Source organism: Microbacterium sp., assembly GCF_035687345.1.
Taxonomy (GTDB): domain Bacteria; phylum Actinomycetota; class Actinomycetes; order Actinomycetales; family Microbacteriaceae; genus Microbacterium.
Genome location: NZ_DASRXZ010000062.1, coordinates 1 through 11,785, shown reverse-complemented (window position 1 = coordinate 11,785; position 11,785 = coordinate 1). Strand labels below are relative to the sequence as shown.

Below are 11,785 nucleotides of genomic sequence, written 5' to 3'. Positions count from 1 at the left end.
ACGACGGAGTGAGCCTCCGCCGCGGCGTCGCGCGCCGGATCAGGACGCGCGGGCCTCGCCGAGCGCATACGGGGCCAGGCGGCCGGAGAGGACGGCCGGCACGCGGGCGTGCAGACGGGTCCCCTCCTCACCGTGCTCCTGGGCGAGGATGAGGCCGTGCTCGTGGACCGCGGAGACGAGATCACCGCGGTCGTAGGGCACGAGGACATCCACCTCCACCTCGGGCAGCGGGAGGGCCGCCTCGATGGCCGTGCGCAGCTCGTCGACGCCCTCGCCCGTGCGGGACGAGACGAAGTGCGCCTTCGGCTCGAGGCCGCGCAGCACCATGCGCGTGCCGTCGTCGACGAGGTCGGCCTTGTTGAACACGACGAGCTCGGGGAGATCTCGCGCGCCCACATCGCCGATGACGTCCCGCACGGTCGCGAGCTGGGCAGCAGGGTCGGGGTGCGAGCCGTCGACGACATGGAGGATGACGTCTGCGTCGCCGACCTCCTCGAGGGTCGACCGGAACGCCTCGACGAGCTGGTGCGGCAGGTTGCGCACGAAGCCGACCGTGTCGGTCAGCGTGTACACGCGGCCGTCCGAGGTCTCGGAGCGCCGCACGGTCGCGTCGAGGGTGGCGAACAGAGCGTTCTCGACGAGCACGCCTGCGCTCGTGAGCCGGTTCAGCAGCGACGACTTGCCGGCGTTCGTGTAACCGGCTATCGCGACCGACGGCACGGTGTTGCGCTTGCGCTCGGCGCGCTTCGCCTCGCGGGCGGGCGCGAAGTCGCGGATCTGGCGGCGCAGCTGCGCCATGCGGGTCCGGATGCGGCGGCGATCGAGCTCGATCTTCGTCTCACCGGGTCCGCGCGAGCCCATGCCCGCACCGCCCGCACCGACCTGGCCACCGGCCTGGCGGCTCATCGACTCACCCCAACCGCGCAGTCGCGGCAGGAGGTACTCGAGCTGCGCGAGTTCGACCTGAGCCTTGCCCTCGCGGCTCTTCGCGTGCTGGCTGAAGATGTCGAGGATGACGGTCGTGCGGTCGATGACCTTGACCTTCACGACATCCTCCAGCGCACGGCGCTGGCTGGGCGCGAGCTCGGTGTCGGCGATCACGGTGTCGGCTCCGACGGCGGCGACGATGTCGTGCAGCTCGTGGGCCTTGCCGCGCCCGACGTAGGTGGCAGGATCCGGATGCGGCCGCCGCTGCAGCACGCCGTCGAGCACGACAGCGCCCGCCGTCTCGGCGAGGGCCGCGAGCTCGCGCAGCGAATTCTCGGCGTCCTCCTGCGCGCCCTGCGGGTGCACGCCGACGAGGACGACGTTCTCGAGGCGCAGCTGCCGGTACTCGACCTCGGTGACGTCTTCGAGCTCGGTGGAGAGCCCCGGCACGCGACGCAGCGCGGCGCGCTCCTCGCGATCCCACTGGTCGCCGTCGGTGTCGACCTGCGCGACCGTGGTCTCGTCCTGCAGCGCCTGCGCGGCGCCGAAGACACGAACCCCGGACCGCCCATCGGCGCGCGAGAGCACCCTGTCGACGGGGTCGACGAGGGTCTCTTCGGTGCTTCGGGGTGTCGTGGTGTCGGTCATTCGTTCCTCTCGTGGAGCCTCGGCCGAGGCATCCGTAAACTCTACGCTCAGCCGCTGTCGCGGCCTACCCGGTACGCTCGCTCCCATGTCGAGCGATCACTACTTCAGTGCGTCGCCGGCGAGCGCCGAGAATCTGCGACGCATCCGGGTCACGCTCGCCGGTCGTGACGTCGAGGTCACGACCGCCGCAGGCGTGTTCAGTCCCGATCACATCGACTCCGGGACGGGCGTGCTCCTCGCGAACACACCGCCGGCGCCGCCGGGCGGCGCCTTTCTGGACTTGGGCTGCGGATGGGGCCCGATCGCGTTGAGCCTCGCCCTGCAGTCGCCTCACGCCACTGTGTGGGCCGTCGATGTCAACGAGCGGGCTCTCGACCTCGTGCGGCGCAACGCGGAGTCGCTGGGACTCGAGAATGTCAACGCCGTGCTGCCCGACGATGTTCCCGACGACATCGCGTTCCGCACGATCCGATCGAACCCACCGATCCGCGTCGGCAAGAACCAGCTGCACGGGCTGCTCGAGCGCTGGATCCCGCGGCTGGCCGAACGCAGCGACGCGTGGCTCGTCGTGCAGCGCAACCTCGGGTCGGATTCGCTGCAGCGGTGGCTCGCCGCGACGTTCGACACGGGGTACAGCGTGCAGCGCGCCGCCACCGGCCGCGGATTCCGCGTCATCCGCGTGCGGCGCCACGGCACCCCGCCGACGGAGCCGGTCGACCTCGCCTGACCCTCCGCCTCCCCCAGCCCCGATCGCTGAGCGAGGACACGAAGCGACCGAGACGAAGCGCGCGCCCCGCGACATCCCGGATGCCTCAGGCCAGCGACACCTCGCCCGAGAACACGAGCGTGGCGGGTCCCGAGAGCAGCACGTGCTCACCGTCGGCGTCACGGCGAACCCGCACGCCGAGTGTTCCACCGGGCACATCCACCGTCCAGCGGTCGGGCGCGGCCTCTCCCGCCCAGTGACGAACCGCGAGTGCCGCCGCAGCGACCCCGGTTCCGCAGCTCAGCGTCTCGCCGACCCCGCGCTCGAAGACGCGCATCCGGATCGATCCGACCCCGTCGCGCACGAGCGGGTCGCTCGGGACGACGAACTCGATGTTCGCGCCGTGCGGCGGCGGCGGGTCGAGCACCGGCTGCACGGTGAGGTCGAGTCCGTCGAGCTCGCGCGACGAGCCGAGCGCGACGACGATGTGCGGGTTGCCCACGTCGATGCCCTGCCCGGGGCGGGCGACATCGAGCCCGCGAGCGCGCACGAGCGCGTCGACATCCGTCCGCCACACGCCCAGGTCGACCTCGAAGCCGTTGGGCGCCGTCGTCACCGTCTTGACGCCGGCCCGTGTGCCGATCGGCAGCGTTCCGCCACCGGGCAGCGACGCGAAGCCCGCCTGCAGCAGGTAGCGAGCGAACACACGCACGCCGTTGCCGCACATCTCGGCTTTCGAACCGTCGGCGTTGCGGTAGTCCATGAACCACTCGGCGTCGGGCGTCGCCGCGCCCTCCTCGATCGCCGACGAGCGCACGACACGCAGGATGCCGTCGGCACCGATGCCGAACCGGCGATCGCACAGCGCCGCCACCTGGTCGTCGCTGAGGTCGAGGTCGCCGTCGCGGTCGGCGACGATGACGAAGTCGTTGCCGGTGCCGTGGCCCTTCGTGAACGGGATGAGCGGCATCCCTCAATCCTAGGGTCGCGCCGTCAGGCGTCGGCGATGAGGCGCTTGCCCGTCGCCCAGATGTCGAACGGCTCGTAGCCGAGCGCGTCGTAGAAGCCTCGAGCCGCGACGTTGTCGGGTCGCACCATGAGCTGCACCTTGGGGCATCCCATGGCTTCCAGTCGCCGCTCCGCCTCTCCGACGAGCGCGCGTCCGATGCCCTCGCCGCGACGAGCGGGATCGCTCGCGAGGTAGTACAGCCAGCCGCGGTGTCCGTCGTAACCCGCCATGACCGACCCCACCACCTCGGCGTCGTCGACCGCGACGAGGAAGAGCTCGGGTTGCACCCGGAGCTTGCGCTCGATGTCTTGGCGAGGGTCGTTCCACGGGCGCGTGAGCCCCGCGGCGTGCCATAGGGCGATGACGGACTCGGTGTCGGGACGCTGGAACGGACGGATGCGGAAGCTCACTCCGCCCACTCTGCCAGGGTCGCGGCATCCGCCCCGGCGTCTGTCCACACGACGCCCGCGTACCTGCGGAACCACGACACCTGCCGGCGCGCGTAGCGCCGCGTGAGGGCCTGCGTCTCGGCGATCGCCTCGGCCTCGGTGGCCTCGCCTTTCAGCTGAGCGAGCGCTTGCGCGTAACCGATCGCGCGACGCGCGGTGACGCCTCGCTCGAGTCCCTGCTCGCGCAGTCGCGCGACCTCGTCGACCAGGCCGTCCGCCCACATGCGCTCGACACGGGCGTCGAGACGAACGACGAGCTCGTCACGCGGAGCCTGCACCCCGATGATGCGGGTCGACGGATGCCACCGCACGGGTTCGTCGGGAAGCGCGGCGCCGTGCGTCGCCTCGCCCTGCGCGAGCACTTCGAGCGCGCGCACGATGCGGCGGCCGTTGCGCGGGTCGATGCGTTCGGCCGTGCGCGGATCGAGCTCGCGCAACCGGACGAAGAGGACTCCCGGGCCGTGCTCGGCGAGCTCCGCCTCGAGCCTCGCGCGCAGCTCGTCGTCGTGCGGCGGGAAGCGGAAGTCGAACAGCACGCTCGACACGTACAGCCCCGACCCGCCCACGAGGATCGCGTCCGCGCCGCGCTCGTGGATGTCGCGGATCGCGGCGCGCGCCGCCTCCTGGTACCAGGCGACGGCGGCTTCGTCGGTGATGTCGAGAACGTCGAGGAGGTGATGGCGGATGCCTCGCCTCTCCCCTTCCGGAAGCTTCGCCGTCCCGATGTCCATGCCGCGGTACAGCTGCATCGCGTCGGCGTTGACGATCTCGGCCGGGCGGCCGCGGTCAGCGAGCGCCTGTGCGAGATCGAGCGACAGCGCGGTCTTGCCGGTGCCGGTCGCGCCGACGACCGCCCACAGGACGGGTTCGCTGCTCGGGGACATTCGCGCTGTCGATTCCTTCATGCGTGCCCGTGCGATCGGGCGCGCTCGCACGAAACGGTAGCGCGAACGCCGTCGCGCGAGGGTGGGACGGGCTCAGACGCCGATGCGGAGCGTCGGGAGGCCGAGCGACACGGGTCGCGGTGCTCCGGGCTCGCCCGCCGGCGCGGGCACGGCGCAGGACTCCGCCTGCGAACGGTCCCATGCGTCGCCCGCGCGCGTGCGGCGGATTCGGAGCGGCGCGCCGTCGGGCGCATCGGCGAGCAGGTGGAACGGCGCGGCGTGCGTGACGGTGACGCTCACGACGTCACCGGGACGCGGTGTCGGCGAACCCTCAGGAACCTCGAAGTGCACGAGTCGGTTGTCTTCGGCTCGGCCCGTGAGGCGGTGCGTCTCGGCGTCCTTCTTGCCTTCGCCGGTCGACACGAGCACCTCGAGCGTGCGGCCGAGCTGCTTCTGGTTCTCTTCGAGCGAGATGCGCTCCTGAAGCGCGATGAGTCGGTCGTAGCGCTCCTGCACGACGGCCTTCGGCACTTGGTCGGGCATCGTGGCCGCGGGCGTTCCTTCGCGGATCGAGTACTGGAAGGTGAACGCGCTCGCGAACCGCGCCTGCTCGACGACGCGCATCGTGTCTTCGAAGTCCTCGTCGGTCTCGCCGGGGAAGCCGACGATGATGTCGGTCGAGATCGCGGCATCCGGCATCTTCGCCCGCACCCGATCGAGGATGCCGAGGAACCGGTCGCTGCGATACGAGCGACGCATGGCCCGCAGGATGCGGTCGCTGCCCGATTGGAGCGGCATGTGCAGCTGCGGCATGACGGCGGGCGTCTCGGCCATCGCGTCGATCACGTCGTCGGTGAAGGCCGCGGGGTGCGGGCTCGTGAAGCGGATGCGCTCGAGGCGCTCGATCTCGCCCGCCGCACGGAGGAGCTTGCCGAACGCCTGGCGGTCGCCGAACTCCACGCCGTACGAGTTGACGTTCTGGCCGAGGAGCGTGACCTCGATCGCGCCGTCCTCGACGAGCAGGCGGATCTCGTTCAGGATGTCGCCCGGGCGACGGTCCTTCTCTTTGCCGCGCAGGCTCGGGACGATGCAGAACGTGCACGTGTTGTTGCAGCCGACCGAGATGGACACCCAGCCGCTGTAGATGCTGTCGCGCTTGGTGGGGAGCGTCGACGGGAACACCTCGAGCGACTCGAGGATCTCGAGTTCGGCCTCTCCGTTGTGGCGCGCACGCTCGAGAAGCGTCGGGAGGGAGCCCATGTTGTGCGTGCCGAACACGACGTCGACCCACGGGGCCTTCTCGAGCACGGCCTGCTTGTCCATCTGCGCGAGGCAGCCGCCGACGGCGATCTGCATGCCCTCGTGTCGGTCCTTGCGGGACTTCAGGTGCCCGAGCGTGCCGTAGAGCTTGCCCGCGGCGTTGTCGCGCACCGCGCACGTGTTGATCACGACGATGTCGGCCTCTTCGCCGGCGCCGGCGCGGACGTATCCCGCGCTCTCGAGCGAACCCGAGAGGCGCTCGGAGTCGTGCACGTTCATCTGACAGCCGAACGTCCGGACTTCGTACGTGCGCACGCGCCCGTCGGCGCCGACCGCCGCAGGCGACGGCGCGATGAGCGTCGGCGTGGAAGAAGGGGAGGTCATGATGGCGTCATTCTACGAGCCGGCGCTGAGAGGTCGGCCCGTCGGATGCCCCGGCGATCGTCACCGGAACCGCACGCCCCACGACCCACCGCTCTCGTCGAGCGCCTGCTTCGCCGCGGTGAGCGCGACGTTCGCGGGGTAGCCGCGCCGGGCGAGCTGACCCGCAAGCCTGCGCAGCGCGGTGTCGCGGTCGAGCGCGCTCATGCTGCGCGCCTTCGTGCGCGCGTACTCGAGTGCGCGGTCGAGGTCGTCGTCGGGCAGCGTCGAGAGCACCTCGTCGGCGACCTCGCGCGGGATGCCCCGCTTCGCGAGAGTCTGCGCGATGACCTGCCTCCCCTGCCCCTTGCGATCGACCGCCGTATGGACGAGCTGCTCGGCGAGGGCGGTGTCGTCGAGGTAGCCGAACTCCGTCATCCTGCTCAGGATGAGGTCTGTCGACGCGGCGTCGAGCTCGTGGTCGCGCAGGAACGCCCGGGCTTCCGAGACCGAGAGCGACCGCGTGCGCAGCCTCTTCAGCAGCATCTTCTCGGCGAGGTCGGATGCCCCGACACGGTTCTCGTCGGAGCCGCCGTCATCGAGCGGGGGTGGTTGGTCGTCGGCGCGACCGCTCACCCAGGTCGGGTGCCACGCGGCATCCGTTTCGACATCGAGGACTTCGGGCTCGGGCTCGAGCGCAGGCTCAGGTGCGGCGATGCGTCCGCCGAACAGGGGGATGACGGGGGCGAGTCCGCGGTCGGCCTCAGCCGAGCCCTGCTCGCCCCCGTCGTCTGCGAATCGGACCATCAGGCCGGGCGACGAGCCGCCAGGTCGTCGACGGGTGCCTCGACGGCGTCCTTGACGGCGCCGATGCCCAGCTTCGCCTTGATCTTCGTCTCGATCTCGGCCGCGACGTCTTCGTTCTTGAGCAGGAAGTTGCGGGCGTTCTCCTTGCCCTGCCCGAGCTGCTCACCGTCGTACGTGTACCACGCGCCCGACTTCTTGACGATGCCGTGCTCGACGCCGAAGTCGATGAGGCTGCCCTCGCGCGAGATGCCGGATCCGAACAGGATGTCGAACTCGGCCTGCTTGAACGGCGGGGCCATCTTGTTCTTGACGACCTTGACGCGCGTGCGGTTTCCGACGGCGTCGGACCCGTCCTTCAGCGTCTCGATGCGGCGGATGTCGAGTCGCACCGACGCGTAGAACTTGAGCGCCTTGCCGCCCGCGGTCGTCTCGGGCGAGCCGAAGAACACGCCGATCTTCTCGCGCAGCTGGTTGATGAAGATCGCCGTCGTCTTGGTCTGGTTGAGCCCACCGGTCAGCTTGCGCAGCGCCTGCGACATGAGTCGCGCCTGCAGGCCGACGTGGGAATCGCCCATCTCGCCCTCGATCTCGGCCTTCGGCACGAGCGCGGCGACCGAGTCGATCACGACGAGGTCGATCGCACCCGATCGCACGAGCATGTCGGCGATCTCGAGCGCCTGCTCGCCGGTGTCGGGCTGCGACACGAGGAGCTGGTCGATGTCGACGCCCAGCTTCTGCGCGTAGTCGGGGTCGAGCGCGTGCTCCGCGTCGATGAACGCCGCGATGCCGCCGGCACGCTGGACGTTGGCGATCGCGTGGAGCGTGAGCGTCGTCTTACCGGACGACTCAGGTCCGTAGATCTCGATGATCCGGCCTCGCGGGAGCCCGCCGACGCCGAGGGCGACGTCGAGGGCGATCGAGCCGGTGGGGATGACCTCGACCGGAGCACGTTCGTCGCTGCCCAGTCGCATGACCGAGCCCTTTCCGAACTGCCGATCGATCTGTGCGAGGGCCGATTCGAGGGCCTTCTCGCGGTCGGCGGGTGATGGCATCGCATGCTCCTTCTGGTCGCGGTCCGTCGCCTGTAGGCTGTCGCGCTCTGCCCGGGGCGGACTCGACGCTGCGACAAGGCGTGTGGTGTCGTGGACGGGTTCCACGCTAGGGAGGGCCTCCGACATACGGCTCACGCTCCTCCCGATCCGTGGACAGACGCCCGATCGACACCAGCTGTGCAGGAGCCTACGCTCACATCGAACGGATCTTCGATCCGACACGCCGCGCCGATGCCGCGAAATGCGAACCGCCCACCGGCGGAAACCGGTGGGCGGTCGAGAGTGTTCGAGATCAGCGACGCTTGGGCTCGAGCCGCCCGACGCCGTAGCGGCGCTCGGGCGGGACGTCCATCTCCTCGCAGACGGCGAGCCACACGTCGCGCGCCGGAACGCCTGCCTCGAGTGCCTGATTCGCGGTGCGGTTGCCCACACCGGTCAGGACGAGGTCGGTGAGGATCGCTCCGGCCCGGGGACCGAATTCGTGCTGGACGGCGCGCTCGAACTCACTCAAGCGCATGACACTCCCCGGTTGATCGTGAGCCCGCTCGATGAAAGTCTCAGCGCAGCGACAGCTCGGGACCGACCTCGGCCATCAGGTCGTCGGGCACCACGTCGGGGAAGGTCTGCAGGCCCTCGAGGACCGAGATGCGATCGCCGACTTCGCGCATGATCGTCGAGATGGGAACATCGAGTGCTTCGGCGACCGACGCGAGGATCTCGCTCGACGCCTCCTTCTGACCCCGCTCGACTTCGCTGAGGTATCCGAGCGCGACGCTTGCGCGGCTCGCGACCTGACGGAGGGTACGGCCCTTCTGCTGGCGGAAATCACGCAGGACTTCGCCGATCTCGTGACGTACAAGGATCATGTCCGGCCCCTCCTCACTTCGGATCCCACCGTGTCCGGGTGGACAACAGTACAACAGCGACTGGACTCAATCTAATCCCGCGCGCTGTGGAATGGGTGGGAATCGCCGAATGTAACCGACACGCAACACGAGTTGTTCCCGCATTGTGCAATCACACGGATGCCTCTTCCGCGGCATCCGCGACCTCGACGCACTCGCGTGCCAGTCGCAGGGCTTCGCGCACCGCAGCCGCCCGGATCTCGGCGCGGTCACCGTCGAGAGCGAGCCTTTCGACGCGCGTCTCGACGGGCGTCGCGACCGCGATGAACACAGTGCCGACCGCCTGCCCGTCCTGCGGATCCGGGCCCGCGACCCCGGTCGTGGCGATGCCCACGTGGGCCGGGACGCCGTCGCGTCCGGCGGTCGCGCGCACGCCCTCCGCCATCTGTCGCGCGACATCCGGATGCACCGCGCCGTACCGCGCGAGGAGGTCGGCGTCGACGCCGAGGAGCGAATGCTTGAGGTCGGTGGCGTACGCGACGACTCCCCCGCGGAGCACGGCGGAGGCGCCCGGAACGGAGACGATCGTCGCGACGACGAGCCCACCCGTGAGCGATTCCGCGACCGCGAGCGACCACCCTCTCGCCCCGAGCGCGGCCAGGAGCGCGCGGGCGGCCTCGTCGGGCTCGCTCACGACGACGCCTTGTTCCTGCGGGCGCCGCGCACCTCGCTCATCACGTAGTCGATGCCGCTCGCGATCGTGAGCATGACGGCGATCCACATCGTGACGATGTTGACCCAGATGATCCACTCCCCGACGAGCGTCCACAGCGGCAGCAGCGCGAGCGAGAGGGCGACGGCCTGGGCGACCGTCTTGAGCTTGCCCATCCACGCCGCCGCCAGCACGTGATCGCTCACGACGATGAAGCGGTAGATCGTGATGCTCACCTCGCGTACGAGCACGACGATCGTGACCCACCACGGCAGCTCGCCGAGGATCGACAGCCCGATGAACGCGAACCCCGTGAGCACCTTGTCGGCGATCGGATCGAGCAGCTTGCCGAGGTCGGTGACGATCTCGTGCTTGCGGGCGAGGTATCCGTCGACGCCGTCCGTCGCGATCGCGACGATGAACAGCGCCGCCGCCCACCAGCGCAGCGGCCCGTCGGCGCCGCCGTCGACGAGGAGCATCCACAGGAAGAGCGGTGCGAGCAGGATCCGCACGATCGTGATCGCGTTCGGAAGCTGTCGCGGGATCGCCATGGCCCGAGCCTATCGAGGTTCACACGGATGCCCGGCGACGCCCGTGCGGCGCCGGACGGAGGCGTCAGTCGCGCCCCGTGAGCCCCCACGCGTCTTCGTCGCCGCCGGCCTCCTCGGTGGGATACCCGTCGAACTGGCGGTCGACGGCGTCGCCGTCGTATCGGTCGTCGGCTGCGGCATCCGCTCCTCCGGGCGCGGCGGGCTCGTCGGGCACATCCTCGCCGCGCAGGCGCGCGAGCACCGTCGGAAGCTGCTCGACGGTCACGAGCACGTCGCGCGCCTTCGAGCCCTCCGAGGGGCCGACGATCTCACGGGACTCGAGGAGGTCCATGAGCCGCCCGGCCTTCGCGAACCCGACGCGCAGCTTGCGCTGCAGCATCGACGTCGAGCCGAACTGCGACGAGACGACGAGTTCCGCGGCCGCGAGCAGCAGGTCGAGGTCGTCTCCGATGTCGGCGTCGACCTCCTTCTTGGCGGCGACCATCTGCACGTCGGGCCGGTACTCGGGCAGAGCCTGGCCCTTCACGTGCGCGACGACCTTCTCGATCTCGGCCTCGCTCACCCACGCGCCCTGCACACGGAGCGCCTTCGACGAGCCCATCGGCAGGAACAGGCCGTCGCCCTGCCCGATGAGCCGGTCTGCGCCCGGCTGGTCGAGGATGACGCGCGAGTCGGTGACGCTCGTGACCGCGAACGCGAGGCGCGACGGCACGTTCGCCTTGATGAGGCCCGTCACGACATCGACGCTCGGGCGCTGCGTCGCGAGCACGAGGTGGATGCCGCTCGCACGCGCGAGCTGCGTGATGCGGACGATCGACTCCTCGACGTCGCGCGGCGCGACCATCATGAGGTCGGCGAGCTCGTCGACGACGACGAGGAGGTACGGATACGGCTTGAGCACCCGCTCGCTGCCGGCAGGCACCTTCACCTCGCCCGCGCGCACCGCGCGGTTGAAGTCGTCGATGTGGCGGAATCCGAACGACGCGAGGTCGTCGTACCGCATGTCCATCTCCTTCACGACCCACTGCAGCGCCTCGGCCGCCTTCTTGGGGTTCGTGATGATCGGCGTGATGAGATGCGGCACACCCGCGTAGTTCGTGAGCTCGACGCGCTTGGGGTCGATGAGCACCATGCGCACCTCGGACGGCTTCGCGCGCATGAGCAGGCTCGTGATCATCGAGTTCACGAAGCTCGACTTGCCGGAGCCGGTGGAGCCCGCGACGAGCAGGTGGGGCATCTTCGCGAGGTTCGCCACGACGTAGCCGCCGCCGACGTCCTTCCCCACGCCGATGGTCATCGGATGCGTCGACCGCTGCGCCGCATCCGATCGCAGCACGTCGCCGAGCGTCACGATCTCGCGGTCGGTGTTCGGGATCTCGACGCCGATCGCGCTCTTGCCGGGGATCGGCGCGAGGATGCGCACCTCGTTCGACGCGACGGCGTACGCGATGTTGTTCGTGAGCGCCGTGATGCGCTCGACCTTGACGCCCGGGCCGAGCTCGATCTCGTACTGCGTCACCGTCGGACCGCGCGAGAAACCGGTCACACGCGCGTCGACGCCGAACTGCTCGAGCA

The 11,785-nt window shown here is 70.0% G+C and carries 13 protein-coding genes; 1 reads left to right on the top strand and 12 read right to left on the bottom strand.

Annotated features, from left to right (window positions below):
* Positions 1-39: 39 nt before the first annotated feature.
* Positions 40-1,575: a GTPase HflX gene (gene hflX / locus VFF97_RS07550; RefSeq protein ID WP_325032879.1), complete on the bottom strand. Its 1,536-nt coding sequence runs from the start codon at positions 1,573-1,575 to the stop codon at positions 40-42.
* Positions 1,576-1,660: 85 nt separating this feature from the next.
* On the opposite strand from hflX, the gene VFF97_RS07545 reads away from it, so the two are divergent.
* Entirely contained in the window at positions 1,661-2,302 is a 642-nt protein-coding gene (locus VFF97_RS07545; protein ID WP_325032878.1) for a class I SAM-dependent methyltransferase, read from the top strand.
* An 85-nt stretch (positions 2,303-2,387) separates the two neighbouring features.
* Here the strand turns inward: VFF97_RS07545 and dapF are convergent, their stop codons facing one another.
* The 11 genes from dapF to VFF97_RS07490 form a co-directional block, all read right to left on the bottom strand.
* On the bottom strand, positions 2,388-3,251 hold the full coding sequence (gene dapF / locus VFF97_RS07540; protein WP_325032877.1) for a diaminopimelate epimerase: 864 nt from the start codon (positions 3,249-3,251) through the stop codon (positions 2,388-2,390).
* 23 nt (positions 3,252-3,274) lie between these two features.
* A complete protein-coding gene (locus VFF97_RS07535; protein ID WP_325032876.1) occupies positions 3,275-3,700 on the bottom strand; it encodes a GNAT family acetyltransferase in 426 nt (141 codons plus the stop codon).
* Positions 3,697-4,623 carry a tRNA (adenosine(37)-N6)-dimethylallyltransferase MiaA gene (gene miaA / locus VFF97_RS07530; RefSeq protein WP_325032875.1) on the bottom strand — a complete coding sequence of 309 codons (927 nt, stop codon included), beginning with the start codon at positions 4,621-4,623 and terminating at the stop codon, positions 3,697-3,699. Before miaA ends, VFF97_RS07535 begins: the two co-directional genes overlap by 4 nt.
* A 93-nt stretch (positions 4,624-4,716) precedes the next feature.
* The gene (miaB, locus tag VFF97_RS07525) at positions 4,717-6,267 is read right to left on the bottom strand and encodes a tRNA (N6-isopentenyl adenosine(37)-C2)-methylthiotransferase MiaB (RefSeq protein ID WP_325032874.1); all 1,551 of its coding nucleotides are present in this window, start codon (positions 6,265-6,267) and stop codon (positions 4,717-4,719) included.
* A 60-nt stretch (positions 6,268-6,327) separates the two neighbouring features.
* On the bottom strand, positions 6,328-7,050 hold the full coding sequence (locus tag VFF97_RS07520) for a regulatory protein RecX (RefSeq protein ID WP_325032873.1): 723 nt from the start codon (positions 7,048-7,050) through the stop codon (positions 6,328-6,330).
* The gene (recA, locus tag VFF97_RS07515; RefSeq protein WP_325032872.1) at positions 7,050-8,102 is read right to left on the bottom strand and encodes a recombinase RecA; all 1,053 of its coding nucleotides are present in this window, start codon (positions 8,100-8,102) and stop codon (positions 7,050-7,052) included. The genes VFF97_RS07520 and recA overlap by 1 nt, the downstream gene beginning before the upstream one ends.
* A 292-nt stretch (positions 8,103-8,394) precedes the next feature.
* Positions 8,395-8,619, bottom strand: a complete 225-nt coding sequence (locus tag VFF97_RS07510) for a DUF3046 domain-containing protein (protein WP_325032871.1) — start codon at positions 8,617-8,619, stop codon at positions 8,395-8,397.
* A 40-nt stretch (positions 8,620-8,659) separates the two neighbouring features.
* Positions 8,660-8,968 (bottom strand): helix-turn-helix transcriptional regulator, encoded by a 309-nt coding sequence (locus tag VFF97_RS07505; RefSeq protein WP_325032870.1) that lies wholly within the window; start codon positions 8,966-8,968, stop codon positions 8,660-8,662.
* Between the two features lie 151 nt (positions 8,969-9,119).
* Positions 9,120-9,641, bottom strand: a complete 522-nt coding sequence (locus tag VFF97_RS07500) for a CinA family protein (protein ID WP_325032869.1) — start codon at positions 9,639-9,641, stop codon at positions 9,120-9,122.
* Positions 9,638-10,210, bottom strand: a complete 573-nt coding sequence (gene pgsA, locus VFF97_RS07495; RefSeq protein WP_325032868.1) for a CDP-diacylglycerol--glycerol-3-phosphate 3-phosphatidyltransferase — start codon at positions 10,208-10,210, stop codon at positions 9,638-9,640. The genes VFF97_RS07500 and pgsA overlap by 4 nt, the downstream gene beginning before the upstream one ends.
* 64 nt (positions 10,211-10,274) lie before the next feature.
* Positions 10,275-11,785: DNA translocase FtsK (locus tag VFF97_RS07490; RefSeq protein WP_325032867.1), on the bottom strand; the 1,511-nt coding region annotated here is incomplete at its 5' end.